This is a genomic window from Dietzia timorensis (assembly GCF_001659785.1).
GTDB lineage: Bacteria > Actinomycetota > Actinomycetes > Mycobacteriales > Mycobacteriaceae > Dietzia > Dietzia timorensis.
The window spans coordinates 815,334-834,339 of sequence record NZ_CP015961.1; the positions used below are offsets into that span (position 1 = coordinate 815,334).

Genomic DNA, 19,006 nt, shown 5'->3' on the forward strand with positions numbered 1-19,006 from the left:
GGCGGCCGGAATCAGAGCTTCGCGGACAGCTCCTCGCCGCCCAATGCCTTGAGGAACTGGCGCGCCCACCGTGTGACGTCGTTGGTGAGGACCTGCCGACGTAGGGTCGTCATGCGGCGACGGCGCTCTTCCGGATCGTCGCCCACCGCGAGTTCGATGGCATCCTTTACCCCGTCCAGGTCGTGCGGATTGCACTTGTACGCTCGCCGGAGTTCGGCGGCCGCGCCCGTGAACTCGGACAGCACGAGCGCGCCGTCGCCGTCGACGGTAGCGGCTACGTACTCTTTGGCGACGAGGTTCATTCCGTCGCGAATCGGTGTAACGAGCATGACGTCGGCGGAACGGTAGAACGCCAGGAGCTCCGCCTGCGGAACGGGCCGGTGGAGGTAGGTGACGATCGGGTGGCCGATCGTCCCGTACAAGCCGTTGATCCTGCCCACTGCGTGCTCGATCGACGTGCGCATCGTCTGATACTGCTCGACCCGCTCTCGGCTCGGCGTCGCGATTTGCACCAGGGACACGTCGCTGGCTCCGATACGTCCCTCGGCGATGAGCTCCTCGAGTGCGCGAAGTCGGACATCGATTCCCTTGGTGTAGTCGAGGCGATCCACGCCAAGCATGAGCAGTTTCGGATTGCCGAGCTCCTTGCGGATCTCTTTCGACCGCTGGCGGACTTCCTTGGACTTACTGCGCTCCGAGATCTTTCCCGAGGCGATGGAAATCGGGAACGCGCCTACCTTTACCTCGCGGAAACCGACCTGCACCACTCCGGAGCGGCTGCCTTTGCGTGCGGTGCCGATGCTGCGCCGCGAGGTTTCGTAACCCGAAAGACGAGAGGCGAGGTAGAGGAAATTCTCGACGCCCCCAGGAAGATGGAATCCGACGAGATCGGCGCCGAGCATTCCTTCGATGATCTCCGTGCGCCACGGCAACTGCATGAACAGCTCGACCGGTGGGAACGGGATGTGCTGGAAGAAGCCGATGTTCAGGTCGGGCCGGATCTGTCGCAACATTTTGGGTAGGAGCAGCAATTGGTAGTCCTGCACCCACACGGTGCCTTGCTCGGCGGTTGCGGCAGCCACCGTTTCCGCGAAGCGCCTATTGACCTCGACGTAGGCGGACCACCAGTGGCGGTGGTATTCGGGCTGCACGATCACGTCGTGGAACAGCGGCCACAGCGTGCCGTTGGAAAAGCCCTCGTAGTAGTACTCGATCTCTTGGGCGGATAAGGGGACCGAGTGCAGTTCGATGCCGTCAGCCTCGAAGGGCTCCGGGTTCGCGTCGGGCACCCCGGGCCAGCCGACCCACGCTCCGGAGGATGCCTGGAGAACGGATTCGAGGGCCGTGACGAGTCCGCCGGGGGAACGCTTCCACACCTCGGTTCCGTCGGGGCGGCGCTCCAGGTCGATGGGGAGCCTGTTGGCGACAACGACGAAGTCGGCATGGCCGACATTGCTGGTCAGCGTGCTGCGGGGTGCGGATTCTCCCCGAGTCGCAGTGGACGTGTCGTTCGGTGTAGCCGCATTGGCCGTCACGAATTGCCTCCTCGTTGCCCGATTCGTGCGCACTGCCTGTGCCGCGCCGCTCGAATCCCCGGCGCCGCTACGCCGGCTCGGCACCCACTTTACGTGCGTGGGCGGGAAGGCGATTGAAAAGTGCGGAGCGCGAGGCTATTTGGCCTCTTCCTCCTCGACGTCGCTCTCGACGATGCTCGTGGAGGAGTCGGGGCCGATTCCGAGCATGTTGAGCAGCATAGTCGCTTCATCGGCGTCGGCGGAGTGCGCGGTCACGACGAGGCGGGCGCGGTCGGCCGTCTCGTCGGCGACCGGCTCGAGGTCGTCATCATTGATGACGTCGGGGGTGTCATTGGTCTTGCCTGCCATGTGATTCCTCCTGCAGCAGCGGGTGCCGGCTCGGTGCACGCGCAGCTAGTGGGCAATTAATTGCGATGACGTCGATGGTGTACAGCCGACGTGGCTGCTGGTGTCAGTACCGGCCATCCTACCGTGTGGACCGGCGCCGACCGCACCCGCTACACGGCGATGGGCCGGCGGCGGGCACCGGTCGCGCCTGGAGAAAGGCTGCCCCGCAGCCCTCCCACATTGCTGGCTAGAGGTCGGCGGCCTGCGTGCGACGCATGACACGGGTGAGCCACTCACCGAATACAACACCGGCTGCGAGCGCGACGGCGATACCGCCGGCCTGGGACAGCTGGCCGAGCGCGGCGGAGGAGTTATCCGACAGAAGTCCCGACAGGCCCCGGTACAGAGAAAGACCGGGGAGTAGCGGGGCGACACCGGCCACCGTGACGATCATGTGCGGAAGGCCGACCCAGCGAGCGAAAATGCCGCCGATCAGACCGGCAGTGGTTGCTGCGGCGCCCGAACCGACGATGGCGCCGAGGTCATTGGTCGTGCACAGGGTATAGACGGTGATCGACACCATGCCGACGACTCCCGCCAGCACGATGGCCTTCGGCGTGGCGTAGGAAGCCAGAGAGAATCCGGCGGCGCCGACGCCAGCGGCGAGCAGCACGACGATGAAAGGGTTGCCGCCATAAAAGGTGGGATTGATGGGCGGGGCCTCGATTCCGAAGCGCGCGAAGAAGGCGATCGCGGTGGCAATACCGCCCACGATGCCGCCCGTGAGCATGGTCGTCTCGACTACACGGCCCGCCGACGTCACCGGATAACCCGTGATGGCGTCCTCGATGGCACCCACCAGCGTGAGACCGGCGAGCAGCACGATGATGCCGGCTGCGACGACTTGCGAGGGTCTCACGTCCACAGCAGTGTTCTCGAAGACCCGGTAAGCCGCAAGCGCGGTCACCCCGGCAATAAACCCGCCGATGAACTGCTGGAAGAACGCCGGGAGCCCCGCCTTTGACATCAGTCGGTTGATCCACATCGTCGCGAATACCGAGACGAAGGACAGCGCCGCAGCGAGGGGTGCGCCACCGAGCTGGAGCACGACGCCGGCGGCGAGAAACGACCACCCGGCGATAGCGGTGTTGAACTTGTACGGGTGCGGCGCGTTAGTGATCTGCTCGACCTGTGCTGACGCCTGATCGAGAGTGATCTTGCGACGGATGATCGCGTCGATGAGTCGGGTCACGCGGATCATCCGCGTGAGGTCGATCGTGCGGTATTCGACGACCTTGATCACCGAGATCGGCGGGCGGCCGGGACGGCGGCCGACGGCCATCGTCAACGAGGTGAACGTGATCTCGACCGTCGCGTGAGGTAGGCCGAACGATGCCGCGACCGACTCCGCCTGAAGAGCGGTATCAGCGGCACCCTCGCCGGAAGACAACAGGACGACCGCGATATCCAGCGAGAGCTGCAACACGGATGTCACTGTGGCGTCGTCGTCGAGGTCGATCGGCGCCCACGGCGACAGCGGGGGCTCGGCGGCGCGATCGATCGCCGACTTGCGAAGTCCCCAGCGCGCCAGCGGACGCCAGAACGGTTCCAGCGTAGTCGTCACAGCCTCCCGAGCTGTTGCCGCGCGATTCGACGGATGAGATGCCGCCATATCCGAAACTGACCTCCCTTGATGCGTAGCGCCGATGGCTGGGGATACACGCAAGCTGTAGGACGGGCCGTGCCAGGAGCCGACAGCTCACGAGTGATGTGGTGGATGTGAGGCCAGCACCGTATCGCCGATTGCCAGTGCCGTCGTCGATAGCGCGAGCTCGCCTCGTGTGAAAATATGAACAGTGCGGCCAGAATAGGCGCACGAACATTCGCCAGATAGACTATCTGGGACCTGCTGGAGTGGCGCAATTGGTAGCGCACCCGACTTGTAATCGGGCGGTTGAGGGTTCAAGTCCCTTCTCCAGCTCCACCGCCATTGTGCCCAAAGATCCGGTTCAAAACATCTGCAGGGCACCGTGTTTCAGCCGATTGTTCGCCATGCCCTTCGCTCTCTGGCACTGGCACGGGCGCGCCGCGGTTTCGCGATAGTGGCGCAAATCGCATTCAGGGGTTATCGCGAGTACCCCCAATGTTGTCGCAGCCGCCTTTCGCGGCGCGGTGAGCCGCTAATCCGACGCCAGGCGGCCGAGCGCGGCCCAAGCGGATTCGAGATTTGCCGTCGCGGCGCGAAGCGTCGACTCGGCTCGATCGAGGTCGTCGATCAACGAGACCAGCGTTTCGTCCGAGCTCCATCCTGATCCGGTGTCCGCGCGAAGCTCGTCGGGGTTCCAGGTCTCGACATCAAGGCGAATGAACGCGAGCCGCTCCGAATGCGTGCGCAGATCGGAGACGAAATTGCCGAATTCCGGGTAAAGATCCTGTGGTCTCACAGAGGGCATCCCAGCGGTCTTGAGGTGTGAAAGCGGTATCGACGGGCTAGTGGCAGGCCTTAGTCGGCGACGTGGTCGTGGCCGCGCTCTCGCAAAGCGGCCCTGATGGCCCCTGCGGCGGTGTCCATCGCCGCCGCCGAGGCTTCCGAGTCTGCCTTCGACAAGTCGAAGCCGCCCATGTCCCAGGCGGGAAACACGTGGACATGCGTGTGGGGAACCTCGAAGCCTGCGATGAGCTGCCCGGCCCTGGGTGCATCGAACGCGTCCATGACTCCGGTGCCGACGATTTGCGCCACCTTCATGACGTGGGCGAACGCTTCCGGTTCGAGATCCGTCCAGCGGTCGACCTCGGCGCGAGGCACGACGAGTGTGTGTCCGTCCGTCACGGGGGCGATAGTGAGGAACGCCACACAAACATCGTCCTTCCATATGAATCGCCCCGGAAGTTCGCCGTCGATGATTTTGGTGAAGATCGAAGCCATGCCACGAATGCTACCCGCAGTAATCGCGCTCATGCAGGGCACTAGTGATCGGTGCGGCGGCCGGGCAGGCGCCGAATCCCGGCGTCATTCTCGGTGAAAACTGCGGGAAGTCAGAGAACAGTTAGACACAATAAGGACGGATGTAAAACCCGAAACACAGGCCTTCTGTGCGTTATTTACCTTCCCGACACGTAATATATGTGACAGATCGAACACAGTGGTTCGGTAGCTTTTGCGTTTCACCGTTCGACAGTGCGCGAGGTCATTAGAGACGGACAATCCGGGAAACGGGCTCTTGCTCACCGGGACTTGGGGTGCAGGCCCCGAAGGCGCCAGAAAGTTATCCATGTTTCCAAGGTTCTCGCCAGGAAGTTTGCAGCTCGCGGCCAGGAATGGGTAGTACCGTTCGGCGAACGAGTCGGGGATTTCGAGACGCTTCCGGCCTGTGCGCACCTGGAGGCATGCATTTGCGCGCAACGTGAGGTCGGTACCGGCGTTCCTGTAACTGAACGGGTGAAGTCGGTTACCGCGCTCTCGCGTTGGCGGCCCGCTGTCGACAAACGGTGAACAAGACGGCCAGACACGGCGTTAGTTCGCGGTGCACGGTGAACGAAGCTAGATACAGACGGAAATAGCCCAAACCACACGATATGCGTGAGGCCAACTGAGGTCCGCGCATACGGATCGCGCAGGCGGCGGATAGTCCCAACGTCACATGTGCGAACCGCAAACGCGAGATGCCGCGTGGCGACCCAACTGGATCCGGATTCTCGTACGGATGAGGTCGCGGCACAGGCCGGCAAATTGCAACGAAAGAATAGCCCATTACACGTCAGCGCGATTTCCGCTCCCGGGCAGAGGTGACCGGAGCGGCGGGGCGCTGGTCGGGCGACGCTTTCCGCACGACAAACAAATGACCAAGGTATTTAAATAAGGAGGGAAAAACGTGTCCGCCACGAACCAGCCAAAGAGCGGGACGATCGCCGAACCCCGCAAGCCCTATCACCATGGCGACCTACGACGGGCGATCATCGCGTCGGCGACCCGCCGGGCGCGCCATTCCGGCGAGCGAGCGATCGTCCTTCGGGAGATCGCAGCGGAGATCGGCGTCTCGGCAACCGCCGCTTACCGGCATTTCACCAACCGTGCGGAGCTCGTCGACATCGTCGCGAGCCGTGGGATCGAGGAGATGGCGGAGAGCATGCGCACTTCCCTCGTGCTCGATGCCGGAGTCGCCGCCGAGTCGGAATCCGAGCGTGCGGGGCTCGCAGCCTGGGCCGACGTGCGCAATGCCTGCCGCGCCTACGTGAAGTTCGCCATCGATGAGCCGCAGTGGAATCGCATGATCTCGGAAACCGGCGGCACGTCGCCGGTGGTGCGTGAGGCCGCGGACAAGCTCATCGCCGCGCTGCGCAAGCCTGCCGAGAAGGGTGTGCCGTCCGGGGTGTTCCGGGCCGAGATCTCGGACACCGAAACCCTTGAGATCTGGTCCTCGTTGCTCGGGATGTCAATGATCAGCGCGCTCGGATTCATCGGCGAGGGCAAGGACGTCGACCGGATCTGGGACGTTCTCGACGCTCAGCTCCAGAGGGTCATCGGCCCCATCCTTCTCACCGAAAAAGGGCAGGAGTTGGTCGCCGAGCAGAAACCGTTCCCGGCGGGTGCGCTGTCCGATCTCACCGATTGGCTGTAGCGGACACAACGTGCGGCGCCGCGAAGGCGATCGGGAAGTCCGATAGGATTTCAGCGTGCGAATTCTTGTGATCGGCTCCGGCGCCCGCGAACATTCCCTGTTGACCACCCTGGCGAAGGACCCGGCCGTGGACTCGCTCCACGTCGCCCCGGGCAACGCCGGGATGGACAAGGTGGCCAAGGTGCACTCCGTGCAGGCCGCCTCTGGTGCCGAGGTAACGGCGCTGGCGAAGGAAGTCGGAGCGGATCTCGTGGTCATCGGGCCCGAGGTCCCGCTCGTTGCGGGCGTGGCCGACAGGCTCAGCGAAGACGGCTTCGCCGTGTTCGGTCCCTCTGCCGCGGCCGCACAGATCGAAGGCTCCAAGGCGTTTGCCAAGGACGTCATGGCCGCGGCCGGGGTCCGGACCGCCAAGGCGCTCATCGTGGATTCGACTGCCGATCTCGACGCCGCGCTCGACGAGTTCGGCCCGATGTTCGTCGTCAAGGACGATGGACTCGCGGCGGGCAAGGGGGTCGTGGTTACCGACGACCGTGACGCGGCGCGGGCTCACGCGATGGCCTGTCTCGAAGACGGCCACCCGGTGCTTCTCGAGTCTTTCCTCGACGGGCCGGAGGTGTCGCTGTTCTGCCTCGTCGACGGCGAGACCGTCGTGCCGCTGCTGCCCGCCCAGGATCACAAGCGAGTCGGCGACGGGGACCGCGGACCCAACACCGGTGGCATGGGCGCCTACACGCCGCTTCCCTGGTTGGATGACGGCGCCGTTGACCAGATCGTCGACGAGGTCGTCGCGCCCGTCGCGAAGGAGATGGTCGCTCGCGGAACCGCGTTCTCCGGGCTGCTCTACGCCGGTCTCGCGATGACCTCCGAGGGCCCCTCGGTCGTCGAATTCAACTGCCGTTTCGGTGATCCGGAGACGCAAGCCGTTCTGGCTCTGCTCGAATCGCCGCTGGGTGAGGCGCTGTCCGCCGTCGCAGCTGGGACGCTCGCCGACCTGCCTCCACTGAAGTGGCGGGACGGCGCCGCGGTGACCGTCGTTCTCGCGGCCGAGAACTATCCGGCGACCCCACGCAAGGGCGACCTCATCACCGGCGCCTCGCAGGACGGCCTGCTGCATGCGGGTACCGGACGCAACGAGGACGGTGAGTTGGTCTCCGCCGGCGGTCGCGTGCTGTCGGTTGTCGGCGTGGGCGCGGACCTTCGCGAAGCGCGCACTCAGGCCTACGACATCCTCGGCGGAGTGCGCATGCGCGGCGGGCATTTCCGCACCGACATCGGGCAGGCCGCGCTCGAGGGTCGTATCGAGGTTCCGAAGGCGTAACAGGTGTCGCGGGGCGAAACTTTGCGCCCCGCGCCTAGGGCGGACACGGTAAGGCAGGCACTCAATGTCATCGGACCGGGCAACGAACGGCAGCTCCGGCGGCGAGGGGCCCTCGCGGTCCGCTCGCTCGCACGTCGAGCGCTTCCGCGTGATGGAGGTGATCGACGCTGCCGCCGCGCGACAAGCCAGTCACGGCGACATGATCTCGCTTTCCGCCGGGCAGCCCTCCACCGGCGCGCCGGCCCCCGTGCTCGCGGCCGCCAAAGCGATGCTCGATGAGCACATCCTCGGGTACACGCCGACCCCGGGCATCGCAGAACTGCGCGCGCGCATCGCCGAACTCCACGAAACCCGGTACGGCTACACGGTTGACCCCGACTCCGTCGTCATAACCACCGGATCTTCGGGCGGCTTCACCGCGCTGTTCCTCGCCGCCTTCGACCCCGGCGACACCGTGGCGTTGGCCCGCCCGAGTTATCCGGCCTACCGCAATACGCTGGCGGCGCTCGGCTGCGAGGTGGTCGAGTTCGATCCCGTCGACACCGAACGTTTCCAGCCGAGCGTGGACGACCTCGAGCGTCTGACGTCGGAGCTCGGCGCGCCCCCGGCCGGCCTCGTCATCGCGTCCCCGGCAAACCCGACGGGCGCGATCATTGGGGAGGACGAGCTCGCGGGCATCGCCCACTGGTGCGACGAGGCGGGCACCTTGCTCGTGTCGGACGAGATCTACCACGGCATCTCCTTCGGCCGCCGATGCGCGAGCGCCTGGGAATTCTCCCGAAACGCCGCGGTGATCGGGTCGTTTTCCAAGTATTTCTCGATGACGGGATGGCGCATCGGGTGGATGCTCGTGCCCGCAGGGCTTCGGGAGGCGGTCGACGTTCTGCTCGGGAACCTGTCGATCTGTGCGCCCGCCAATTCGCAGTATGCGGCGCTCGGCGCGCTGGGGCGGGACGCTGCGGCGGAGCTCGACGGGCACGTTGAACGGTATGCGGAAAATCGCGACCTCGTCGTCGGCAGGCTGGATGAGTTGGGGATGCCGCTGATCGCGCAGCCTGATGGGGCGTTCTATGTGTACGTCGACGTGTCGGCGCACACCTCCGATTCGCTGGCATGGTGCCGGGAGGTACTCGGCGCGACCGGCGTCGCGCTCACCCCGGGCGTCGATTTCGACCAGCGCGGTGGGGCCACAACGGTGCGCATGAGCTTCGCCGGCGATGCCGAGAGCATCTCGATCGCGCTAGGTCGGCTTGAGGAATTTCTCGCTCGTTGACGGTTTTCGGGCCGGATACCCACGTTCGTGGATACTCACCAAATGTGATCTGCGCCATACTTGCGGTGTGGCTGCGGGTTTCTCGCAGCCGCCTGGGCGCGGCGCTGGTCCATGCTCGGGCGACAGCTTCCGAGAAATGAGGAGACGAACGTGTCCGCAACGATCGAGAAGGGCGCTGGCGACGAAACCCGGACCGCGAGGTCCGTCGACCAGCTGCTCGCCGAATACGACACTCCCGACGCCTGCGTCGCCGAACTGCTCTGTGACCGCCACGATCCCGAGGCGACCGCGTTCTCGGTTGTCTCCGAAGACGAAGACGGCGCCCTCCAGACCACAGCCCTGACGTACGGGGAGCTGAAGGCGAACAGCGAGAAGGTCGCAGCGGCGCTCGCCGATCTCGGTGTGGGCGAAGGCGACGCAGTCGCGACGCTGATGGGCAAGTCCGCGGAGCTCGTTGGAGTCATGCTCGGTATCTGGCGGCTCGGTGCGGTGTACGTGCCGCTATTCACGGCGTTTGCCTGGCCGGCTATCGAGATGCGCCTGGAGGGCTCGCGCGCGAAGGTGATCGTGAGCGATCCGGGGCAACGCGAGAAGATCTCCGGCGGCGAGGCCCAAGTCGTCGTCGCGGGCTCCGGTGCGGCAGCGGAGTCTGCGCTACGCGCGGGTGACCTACAGCTGGAGGAGCTCACGCAGGAGTCCGAATGGGGCGATCGTTCCGCCGCTCGGGTGGGAAGTGGTGCCACGATGGTGGTGCTCTACACCTCCGGGACAACTGGGCGCCCGAAGGGCGTGGTGATCCCCGTGCGTTCGCTGGCGTCGTTCCACCAATACATGGAAATCGGGCTGGACATGCACCCCGAGGACGTGTTCTGGAACTCCGCAGACCCGGGCTGGGCCTATGGCCTGTACTACGGGATTATGGGTCCGATGGCACTCGGGTTGCCGAACATTCTGCTCACCTCGGCATATTCGCCAACGCTGGCGCTGCGGGTGTTCGAAGAGTGTGGTGTCACGAATTTCGCCGCCGCACCTACCGTGTATCGCACGATTCGCGCGCACGCTGCGGGCGCGTCGGGACCGACGGTACTGCGCTGCGCGTCTTCGGCCGGCGAGCCACTGACTCCGGAGATCATCGAATGGGGCAAGAGCTTCTTCGGCAGCGAGGTTCGCGATCACTATGGCCAGACCGAGCATGGAATGTTCATCGTCAACCCATGGCATCCGCAGTACCGCAACGATTTACGCGCCGGTTCCATGGGCGTTTCCCTGCCGGGTTGGGATAGCGAGGTGCTCGATCCCGTAGACGATCGACCGATGGAACGGGCGGCGGCGGGGGCGTCCTCGGACGATCGAATGGGAAGGGTGGCGATCGACATGTCGGCGAGCGCGCTCAAATGGTTTGCCGGCTACCTCGACGCGCCGGAGAAGACGGCAGAGCGCTTCTCCTCCGACGGTCGCTGGTACTACACAGGCGATGCCGGCAAGCGGGGCCAGGATGGGATGTTCTACTTCGCCAGTCGCGACGACGATGTCGTTATCATGGCCGGCTACCGGATCGGTCCGTTCGATGTCGAATCGGTGTTGGTGCAGGACCCGGAGGTAATAGAGGCCGCCGTCATCGGCGTTCCGGACGACCTGCGCGGAGAGGTGCTCGAAAGCTACGTCGTCCTGCGCGACGGTATTCCGGACGCGGGGACGGCCGAGGCCACGACTTCGCGGCTCCAGCACCTGGTGAAGAAGGGATTCGCGGCGCACGCCTACCCTCGCCGGATCCACTATGTCGCCGAGCTTCCCAAGACACCATCGGGCAAGATCCAGCGATTCCTGCTGCGCAAGGAACGCACGACCCGGAGCTGACGCGAGAAAGACGAAGGAGCCGCGTGGCGGATGCGACGGGGGAGAGGCGGCTAGAGGCCGGGCGCGGGGATGGGCAATAATCGAGGGCGTGACTGATAGCGCGAATAGCCCAGCAAAGCCTCGTATCGCCAACGTTCTCGCCTCACGGTATGCGAGCGCGGACATGGCGCGGATCTGGTCGGCCGAGAACAAGATTCGGCTCGAACGGCAACTGTGGATCGCCGTGATGCGTGCGCAGTCCTCGCTCGGACTGGATATCGCCGACGATGTTATCGCCGACTACGAGGCGGTGATCGACCAGGTAAACCTTGACTCGATCGCCGAGCGCGAGCGCGTGACCCGCCACGATGTGAAGGCGCGGATCGAGGAATTCAACGCGCTGGCCGGGCACGAGCACATCCATAAGGGGATGACGAGCCGCGACCTCACCGAGAACGTGGAGCAGCTGCAGCTGCGGCAGTCGCTGGAACTCGTCCACGGGCGCGGCGTCGCGGCCGCGCGGCGACTGGCCGAGCGCGCGGTAGCGTACCGGGACCTCGTGATGGCCGGCCGCTCGCACAACGTCGCCGCCCAGGCGACGACGCTCGGCAAGCGATTCGCCTCGGCCACAGAGGAGCTCCTCATCGCGCTACGGCGGGTGCGGACCACAGCCGATAACCTCCCGCTTCGCGGAATCAAGGGGCCGATGGGCACCGCGCAGGACATGTTGGATCTTTTTGACGGCGACGAGGCGAAGCTGCAGGAGCTCGAAACGCTCGTCGCGCAGCACCTCGGGTTCGGCCAGGTCTTCAGTTCCGTCGGGCAGGTGTATCCGCGTTCGGTGGACCACGAGGTTGTCGGTGCGCTCGTGCATATGGGAGCGGCGGCGTCATCCTGGGCCCACACTGTGCGTCTGATGGCGGGGAACGAAACGGTGACCGAGGGGTTCAAGCCGGGACAAGTCGGTTCGTCCGCTATGCCGCACAAGATGAACGCGCGTTCGTGCGAGCGGATCAACGGGATGCAGGTCGTGCTTCGTGGCTACCAGTCGATGGTGTCCGAGCTTGCCGGTGCCCAGTGGAACGAGGGCGACGTGTTCTGCTCCGTGGTGCGTCGGGTCGCGCTTCCTGACGCGTTCTTCACGCTTGAAGGGCAGTACGAAACATTTCTCACCGTGCTCGAGGAGTTCGGTGCCTACCCGGCGGTGATCGACAAGGAGCTCCAGCGTTACCTGCCGTTCCTCGCGACTACGAAGGTGCTCATGGCGTCCGTGCGTGCTGGCGTGGGGCGTGAGACCGCGCACGAGGCGATCAAGGAGAACGCGGTGGCCGTTGCGTTGGCGATGCGCGAGGAGGGGCGAGAACCGGACCTGATCGAACGGCTCGCCGCAGATTCTCGCATCCCGCTGGACAAGGAACAGCTCGAGGCCGAACTTGCGCAGAAGGACGCGTTTGTCGGTGCGGCCGGCTCGCAGACCGATGCGGTCGTTGCGCAGGTCGCGGACCTCGTCGAGCAGTACCCTGACGCGGCGGTGTACAGCCCGGGCGAAATTTTCTAGCACGCCGTGTGGCGCCTTCGCTGTGGTGTTGCGAAGGCGCGTGGCGATGCGGGTGGGGGACCGCGCAGGTTGGGCGCCTAGCGGGTCCGGTCGGTGTTCGGCCGGGCGTTAGGCGGGCTCTGCGGAGTCCCGCGGCGGAGTATTTGGCGTCCACACGAATTTTTCGAGATCGTGCGGATCCGGGCGAACCGACCAGCCATCCGGAGAGCCGTTGATCTTGTTGTGATGCGCGCGGCACACGAGAAGCAGATTTGCGAGGGTGGTACGTCCGCCGTCATTCCAGGGTTTTAGGTGGTGTACCTGGCACCGCACCGCAGGTTCGTCGCAACCGGGGAAGCGGCAGCCATCGGCTTGGGCGTAAAGCACCAGGCGTTGGACCGCGTCGGCGAATCGGGACTCGGCGTTCGTGGCGTCGGGATCGATCTCGTCGATCCGGAACAATCGCTCGCGGCCGGAAACTCGCGTGGATAAAAAGCTGGGGCCGCTCGAAGCCATGTCGAGGGCGTCGCGCACGGACACGACCGCGCCGGAATTCGTCGACACGAGAGTGCCGAGATTGGTCCAGTCTCCCGGGCCGAGGCGGATGACGATCGAAGCGACCGGCGTGGAGCCGGACGACGTGTGGGGAGCCGGTCGCGAAGCGTTTTCTGCGGGGCTCTGGCCTTGTGGCGTTTCGGTTGCGTTGGATGAATCGTCGGTGGTGGCGAGGTGCTCGAGGAGAAGATCGTGGAACGCCTGCTCGTGGCTGAGATCCTCCGGAACCCGGCCCTCTTTGGCGCTTCTTCGGCCTGTTTCGCGCGCAGCGCGCTCGCCCGCGCCGATAGACCTCCGAGCAAGGACCGCGTACCCGGGGTTACGTTTAAGACGAGTTTGGACATGCCATCGGATTGCTGACCGTAGAGTCGCGCCGCGCGGGCCGCGCGCTGTTGTGCCTGCCGGTCCTTGCCGTCGGACGGGAGCCTGGGGCTGAGTGAGGTTTGTACCTCCTGCTTGAGCGTGGCGGCGGACTTGGTGCCCGCCCTGCGCACGATGCGCTCTTCGGCCCTGTCGAGGACGGCCTTGTCGAGGAGGTCTTCGTAGGGTTCGCGTGCGGAGGCGATGGCGCGTGCTTGAATCGCGGTGATCCGTAGCTCGATGAACGCGCGGCCGGCGATGGTGTCGACAAGATCGAAGGTATCCAGCCGAGTATGCGCCTGCGGCCTGCTGCAGCCCGTCGCTTCCGATAGAGCTGCGGCAATTCGCGTGCGGGAACGGTTCAGCGCGACCTCCACCGAGGCGAAGTGCCCGGCGTGAAGAACTGCCGCGACTTCCGCGCGGCGAGCGATGAGCTCGACCTCGCGGGAAATCGAGAACCGATCGCTTTCGCCGAGCCAGCCGCGCTCGGGAGCCAACGACGCGCACACATCGGCGAGCGCCTCGCTCGCGTGGGACACGAGCGCGACCGGACTCTCGCGGGGCGCCGTGTCATCGGGGATGTCGTTCATGGCCGCCACGCTATGAGGACAGGCCGAAAAAGACGGCGCGAAACCTGCAACGAAATCAACCGCTGTGGATCACGGATGGGCCTGTGGAGTGCGGCCGGTCCGGGCGGACCTGGGTGTTTGCCTGCTGCGTTACGTTCTCGGGGGTCTGAGACCGACGAAAGTGTCGATCGTCGCGTTCAGGGGCTAGAGGGGGAGCGACACGGGATGGATGCCTGTAGCGGTGAGGAAGGTTGACACGGCGATGGCGATGGACGCGGCCCCGCCGAGCACGAGCACACTCCACGTGGCGAAGGTGGAGGAGGACGACGTGCGTGGTCGGGTGGTCGAGGCGGCAGCCTGGGCCGAGCCGGTCCGGGGGCGCGTCTGCACGGCGACCGCGGACGTGGATTCCCCAGGCGACAAGGAAGGCTTGTGGACGACGGGATGAGGCGCCTGGGGCTTGTTTTTCGCCGAGGCCACGCCCCACCACACCGCCGACGTGAGGGCGAGCGCCACCGACCAGTAGACGGTCGAACCGCGAAACACCTCGTCGCCGAACACCGTGTTCTGCTCGGTGAATCGAGCGACGATCGCGCCGACGAGGGCAAGGATCGTCGACGGAAGGCCGGCGCCTTCGCGTAATCGCGGTACGAGTACGACCACCAGTAGCAGGATCGCCGAGGCACAGATCGCCAGCGTCGCGAACCCTGTCATCAAGAAGTCAATAGGGCCGGAAGGCCCGTCAAGCAAAGTCACACCGGCGACGATATTCTCCGATGCTGGCAGCTTCGCAGGTGATCGCTGAGAAGCCGGTGATAGTAGAGCAGGAATTTTCCGGCCCCGCCCGGTCGGGTGAAACCGGCGTCCGACGTCATGGGTGGGGGTTACTGTGTGGGAATGACGTACCTCCCCAGCATCGACAGCGTGCCCTCGACCCCTTGGAACGCCGGCGAACCCGGCGCGGACGGCGGCACTGTGTTCGGCAGGTCGTTCCCGGCGCGCGGCACCGAGCGGGCCGCACTGCTACTCGTGCACGGATTCGGCGAGCACCACGGCCGCTATGCGCGGCAGATCGAACATCTCGCTGAGAGTGGGGTCACCGTGTTCGCGTTCGATCTTCCCGGGCACGGGCGCTCTTCGGGACGGCGTGCGGTCGTCGACGTGAATGCGTTGGTCGGCACAGTGCACGCGGCGCTCCTGCGGGTGGCGGCTCATGCGCGAGAACGCGGGATCCCGGTCGGACTGATGGGCCACTCCATGGGCGGGCTGCTCGCGGCGGCGACCGCAGTGCGCGTCCCGGGGGCCGTCGACGGCATGTTCCTGTCCTCGCCTGCACTACTCGTCGGCGTCGGCTACCCGGAGTGGTACAAGAATCTCGGCGAACTGCTCGCGGCGTTGGCGCCATGGGCCCCCGCGTCTTCGCTTGATCCAGAGGGAATCAGCAGGATCGAGGCGTACGTGGAGGACTATTCTGAGGACCCGCTCGTGTTCCACAAACCAGTTCCCGCATTGACGGCAGCGACGATGCTGTCCGCCGGGGATACGACCCGCGCGCAGGCGGGAACGATTTCGATTCCCACGAGGATCATTCACGGCACGGAGGATGCCCTGGCCGACATCATCGGTTCGCGCGAATTCGCGGCGCTGTCCGCGGCGGCGAGGGAGCGCGCGGGCCTGACCCCGGCGGTGACGCTCACCGAGTTCCCCGGCGCCTTCCACGAGATCTTCAACGACCTCGACGCCGACGCCGCCTACGTCCAGCTCGACGAATGGTTGGACCAACTCTTCGAGGCGTAACCGGGAGTCCTGCCGCCCTCCCGCCGTGCGCGGGCGGGCCGGATAGAAGACGTAGGCTGGTCGGCATGCGTGCGCAACTGACTGACTATCGACACCTCGGCGGCGGCAAGGTCCGCGAACTCTACGAAATCGATGCGGATACCCTGCTTCTGGTCGCGACTGACCGGATTTCGGCTTACGACCATATCCTGCCCTCGCCGATCCCCGACAAAGGTCGCGTATTGACGGCGATGAGCTTCTTTTTCTTCGACGCGCTGGGTGTACCCAACCACCTCGCGGGCCCGGCCGACGATGAGCGGATCCCCGCCGAGGTCCTCGGCCGTTCGATGGTTGTACGCAAGCTCGATATGGCCTCCGCGGAATGTGTGGCGCGCGGGTACCTCACCGGATCCGGCCTGGTCGAGTATCGCGACAGGGGAACGGTGTGCGGCATCGAATTGCCCGGCGGGCTGACGGAGGCGAGCCGGCTGCCCGAGCCGATCTTCACCCCGGCGACCAAAGCCGAGCAGGGCGAGCACGACGAGAACATCAGCTTCGCGGAGCTCGCCGATATCGTCGGCAAGGACCTCGCTGAGCAGCTGCGCACGGCGACGCTCGACATTTATTCTCGGGCGGCGGGCCTTGCGCGGGAGAAGGGGATCATCCTCGCCGACACGAAGTTCGAATTCGGCGTAGAAGCCGATGGCTCGCTCGTGCTCGCGGATGAGGTGCTCACGCCCGACTCCTCGCGCTATTGGCCCGCCGACACCTGGAACGAGGGCGAGGTGCAGCCGAGCTTCGACAAGCAGATCGTGCGCAACTGGCTCACCGGCCCGGACTCGGGGTGGGACCGCGCATCCGACCAGGCGCCGCCGGAGCTGCCCGCCGAGGTCGCCGAGCGCACACGAGACCGGTACATCGAGGCGTACGAGAAGATCTCGGGTCTGCGGTTCGCGGACTGGCCGGGCGCCGACGCTGGTGTTTTCGGCGCGGATGCGGGCGAAGAGAACTAGGAGGCGATGGTGACCGAATCCGAAAATCCCCAGACGAGCGAACCGACGGAATCCGCCGCCCGTCTCCGGCCGCCCGTGGCGAAAAAGGTTCCCGTTACCCGCTCCCACCACGGCCGCGATTTCGTCGACGACTACGAGTGGATGCGGGATCCGGAATCCTCGGACACCCGCGCCCACCTGGAGGCGGAAAACGCCTACACCGATCAGGAACTGGCGCCGATGGAGCCGTTGCGGGACACGGTGTACGAGGAGATCCGCTCGCGCATCAAAGAGACAGACATGTCCGTCCCTTCGCGTTCGGGCGACTTCTGGTATTTCTCGCGCACATTCGAAGGCAAGTCCTACGGTCAGTATTGCCGCGTGCCGGTGGCGCACGAGTTCGTCGATGCCCCGCTGGATCCCGCCGGCTGGGTGCCTCCGGAAGTGACGCCCGGGGTCGAGCTTCCCGGTGAGCAGATGCTGTTCGACGGCAACGTCGAGGCCGAGGGGCACGAGTTCTTCTCGCTGGGCGCGTTTGCAACGAACTTCGCCCAGAACGTGCTTGCCTATTCCATCGACATCGTCGGCGACGAGAGGTACACGCTGCGCTTTCGCGCGCTGACCGACAACGCGAGCGCCCCGGCCGACGAGATCGCGGGCATCGCGCCCGGCGTGACCTTCTCGCCGGACGACCGCTACGTCTTCTACGTGACGGTTGACGAATCGTGGCGCCCCGATACCGTGTGGCGCCACGAGCTCGGCACCGACACCTCCGCCGACGTCAATGTGTTCCACGAGCCCGATGAATCGTATTGGGTGGGCTTCGGCATGACCCGCTCGGAGAAATACCTCGAGATCGTTCTCGGCTCGAAGATCACCTCCGAGGCGTGGCTTCTCGACTCCGCGGACCCGACCGGCGAATTCTGGTGCGTGCGCCCCCGCGAGGTCGGCGTCGAGTACGACGTCGAGCACGCGGTGTGGGGAGGGGAGGACAAGCTCCTCATCACACACAACGACGGGGCGCCGAACTTCTGCGTCGGCGTCGGCCCCGTGGCTCCCGTGTCGGACTGGTCCGCGCTGGCCGAGCTGGTGCCGCACCGTGGCAATGTTCGGGTCGAAGGCGTGGATGCATTCATGACGTCGGTCGTGCTGAGCTATCGCGAGAACGCGCTCGGCAGGATCGCCGTCGCGCGGATCGTCGCCGACGGCGAGCCCGCGACGACCGCCGCTCAGGCGCGCGCCGGGGAGCTGGAGGGGTTCTCGCCTGTCGAGTTCGATGAGGACGTGTTCACCTCGGGGCTCGGAGGCAACGGCGAGTTCGTCGCGCCGGTGCTGCGCGTGGGTTATGGCTCGTACGTGACGCCGGGGCGCGTGTTCGACATGTCGGTCGCCACGGGCGAGCTCACGCTGCTGCGCGAGCAGGAGGTCCAGGGCGGGTACGACCGCTCCGGCTATGTCCAGCGCAGGCTGTGGGCGACGGCCGACGACGGGGTGGACATCCCGCTCTCCGTCGTCATGAGCAAAGACACGGCGGCCCGCGTCGACTCCGGTTCGCCCGCGCCGACCCTGCTCTACGGGTACGGCAGCTACGAGGCGAGCATGGACCCGTACTTCTCGGTCGGGCGGCTCTCGCTCATGGACCGTGGGATGGTGTACGCGGTCGCGCATGTGCGCGGCGGCGGCGAGATGGGGCGCACCTGGTACGAAGACGGGAAGCTGCTCAACAAGCGCAACACGTTCACGGACTTCATCGCGTGCGCCGATCATCTCATCGCGCAGGGGCTGACGACACCGCGGCAGATGGTTGCCGAGGGCGGTAGCGCGGGTGGCCTGCTCATGGGCGCGGTGGCGAACATGGCGCCGGACCGCTTCGGCGGGATTCTCGCGTCGGTGCCGTTCGTCGACCCGCTCACCTCGATCCTCATGCCGGAGCTGCCGCTTACGGTGATCGAGTGGGACGAGTGGGGCAATCCGCTCGCCGATCCCGAGGTGTACGACTACATGGCCTCGTACGCGCCGTACGACAATGTCGAGGCCAAGGACTACCCGCCGATGCTGGTGATCACCTCGCTCAACGACACCCGGGTGCTCTACGTGGAGCCGGCAAAATGGGTGGCGAAGCTTCGCGAGCTGTCGCCGACGGCGAACGAGCCGGGCCGCGGGGTGCTGTTCCAGTGCGAGATGGACGCGGGACACGGCGGGGTATCGGGACGCTACGAGGCGTGGAAGCAGGCGGCGCTGGAGTTGGCGTGGACGCTGTGGACGGTGGGGATCACCGAATAGTCAGCCCGCGTAGGTCCAGTGGACCA

The 19,006-nt window shown here is 65.7% G+C and carries 16 protein-coding genes, 1 tRNA gene and 1 pseudogene; 10 read left to right on the forward strand and 8 right to left on the reverse strand.

Annotated elements, in window-relative coordinates; all coding sequences use genetic code 11:
- Nucleotides 1-11: 11 nt before the first annotated feature.
- From BJL86_RS03755 to BJL86_RS03765, 3 genes are all read right to left on the reverse strand, one after another.
- Complete coding sequence (locus BJL86_RS03755; RefSeq protein WP_067472673.1) at nucleotides 12-1,535, reverse strand: alpha,alpha-trehalose-phosphate synthase (UDP-forming); 1,524 nt, start codon at nucleotides 1,533-1,535, stop codon at nucleotides 12-14.
- A 135-nt stretch (nucleotides 1,536-1,670) separates the two neighbouring features.
- Nucleotides 1,671-1,883 carry a hypothetical protein gene (locus BJL86_RS03760; protein ID WP_067472674.1) on the reverse strand — a complete coding sequence of 71 codons (213 nt, stop codon included), beginning with the start codon at nucleotides 1,881-1,883 and terminating at the stop codon, nucleotides 1,671-1,673.
- Between the two features lie 226 nt (nucleotides 1,884-2,109).
- On the reverse strand, nucleotides 2,110-3,486 hold the full coding sequence (locus BJL86_RS03765; RefSeq protein ID WP_231887144.1) for a threonine/serine exporter family protein: 1,377 nt from the start codon (nucleotides 3,484-3,486) through the stop codon (nucleotides 2,110-2,112).
- Nucleotides 3,487-3,770: 284 nt separating this feature from the next.
- Between BJL86_RS03765 and BJL86_RS03770 the strand changes: the two genes are divergently transcribed.
- Nucleotides 3,771-3,846, forward strand: a tRNA-Thr gene (locus BJL86_RS03770).
- A gap of 196 nt (nucleotides 3,847-4,042) precedes the next feature.
- Here BJL86_RS03770 and BJL86_RS03775 read toward each other — a convergent pair.
- Both BJL86_RS03775 and BJL86_RS03780 read right to left on the reverse strand, forming a co-directional pair.
- Nucleotides 4,043-4,306, reverse strand: a complete 264-nt coding sequence (locus tag BJL86_RS03775; RefSeq protein ID WP_067472675.1) for a hypothetical protein — start codon at nucleotides 4,304-4,306, stop codon at nucleotides 4,043-4,045.
- Nucleotides 4,307-4,365: 59 nt separating this feature from the next.
- A complete protein-coding gene (locus tag BJL86_RS03780) occupies nucleotides 4,366-4,788 on the reverse strand; it encodes an HIT family protein (protein ID WP_067472676.1) in 423 nt (140 codons plus the stop codon).
- A gap of 946 nt (nucleotides 4,789-5,734) precedes the next feature.
- Between BJL86_RS03780 and BJL86_RS03785 the strand changes: the two genes are divergently transcribed.
- From BJL86_RS03785 to purB, 5 genes are all read left to right on the forward strand, one after another.
- Nucleotides 5,735-6,481 (forward strand): TetR/AcrR family transcriptional regulator, encoded by a 747-nt coding sequence (locus BJL86_RS03785; RefSeq protein WP_067472677.1) that lies wholly within the window; start codon nucleotides 5,735-5,737, stop codon nucleotides 6,479-6,481.
- 55 nt (nucleotides 6,482-6,536) lie between these two features.
- Nucleotides 6,537-7,799 carry a phosphoribosylamine--glycine ligase gene (gene purD, locus BJL86_RS03790; RefSeq protein WP_067472678.1) on the forward strand — a complete coding sequence of 421 codons (1,263 nt, stop codon included), beginning with the start codon at nucleotides 6,537-6,539 and terminating at the stop codon, nucleotides 7,797-7,799.
- A gap of 64 nt (nucleotides 7,800-7,863) precedes the next feature.
- Nucleotides 7,864-9,072, forward strand: a complete 1,209-nt coding sequence (locus BJL86_RS03795) for an aminotransferase class I/II-fold pyridoxal phosphate-dependent enzyme (RefSeq protein ID WP_067472679.1) — start codon at nucleotides 7,864-7,866, stop codon at nucleotides 9,070-9,072.
- Between the two features lie 111 nt (nucleotides 9,073-9,183).
- Nucleotides 9,184-10,929 (forward strand): AMP-binding protein, encoded by a 1,746-nt coding sequence (locus BJL86_RS03800; protein WP_082908384.1) that lies wholly within the window; start codon nucleotides 9,184-9,186, stop codon nucleotides 10,927-10,929.
- An 88-nt stretch (nucleotides 10,930-11,017) separates the two neighbouring features.
- Nucleotides 11,018-12,466 carry an adenylosuccinate lyase gene (purB, locus tag BJL86_RS03805; protein WP_257787295.1) on the forward strand — a complete coding sequence of 483 codons (1,449 nt, stop codon included), beginning with the start codon at nucleotides 11,018-11,020 and terminating at the stop codon, nucleotides 12,464-12,466.
- Between the two features lie 108 nt (nucleotides 12,467-12,574).
- Here the strand turns inward: purB and BJL86_RS03810 are convergent, their stop codons facing one another.
- Nucleotides 12,575-13,009 carry an HNH endonuclease signature motif containing protein gene (locus BJL86_RS03810; RefSeq protein WP_067472681.1) on the reverse strand — a complete coding sequence of 145 codons (435 nt, stop codon included), beginning with the start codon at nucleotides 13,007-13,009 and terminating at the stop codon, nucleotides 12,575-12,577.
- A gap of 344 nt (nucleotides 13,010-13,353) precedes the next feature.
- A pseudogene (locus BJL86_RS17825) lies at nucleotides 13,354-13,869 on the reverse strand (hypothetical protein); the annotation flags it as partial.
- On the opposite strand from BJL86_RS17825, the gene BJL86_RS17025 reads away from it, so the two are divergent.
- Nucleotides 13,790-13,966, forward strand: coding sequence for a hypothetical protein (locus tag BJL86_RS17025; protein ID WP_156515238.1), 177 nt, complete (start codon nucleotides 13,790-13,792; stop codon nucleotides 13,964-13,966). The pseudogene BJL86_RS17825 and the gene BJL86_RS17025 overlap by 80 nt on opposite strands.
- A gap of 167 nt (nucleotides 13,967-14,133) precedes the next feature.
- Here BJL86_RS17025 and BJL86_RS03820 read toward each other — a convergent pair whose 3' ends face one another.
- On the reverse strand, nucleotides 14,134-14,685 hold the full coding sequence (locus tag BJL86_RS03820; RefSeq protein WP_156515239.1) for a hypothetical protein: 552 nt from the start codon (nucleotides 14,683-14,685) through the stop codon (nucleotides 14,134-14,136).
- A gap of 141 nt (nucleotides 14,686-14,826) precedes the next feature.
- On the opposite strand from BJL86_RS03820, the gene BJL86_RS03825 reads away from it, so the two are divergent.
- The 3 genes from BJL86_RS03825 (at nucleotide 14,827) to BJL86_RS03835 (ending at nucleotide 18,980) form a co-directional block, all read left to right on the forward strand.
- Nucleotides 14,827-15,726, forward strand: a complete 900-nt coding sequence (locus BJL86_RS03825; RefSeq protein ID WP_197487540.1) for an alpha/beta fold hydrolase — start codon at nucleotides 14,827-14,829, stop codon at nucleotides 15,724-15,726.
- 65 nt (nucleotides 15,727-15,791) lie between these two features.
- Nucleotides 15,792-16,718, forward strand: a complete 927-nt coding sequence (locus BJL86_RS03830; protein WP_067472686.1) for a phosphoribosylaminoimidazolesuccinocarboxamide synthase — start codon at nucleotides 15,792-15,794, stop codon at nucleotides 16,716-16,718.
- Between the two features lie 9 nt (nucleotides 16,719-16,727).
- Nucleotides 16,728-18,980, forward strand: a complete 2,253-nt coding sequence (locus BJL86_RS03835; RefSeq protein ID WP_231887146.1) for a S9 family peptidase — start codon at nucleotides 16,728-16,730, stop codon at nucleotides 18,978-18,980.
- The last annotated feature ends 26 nt before the right edge of the window (nucleotides 18,981-19,006 follow it).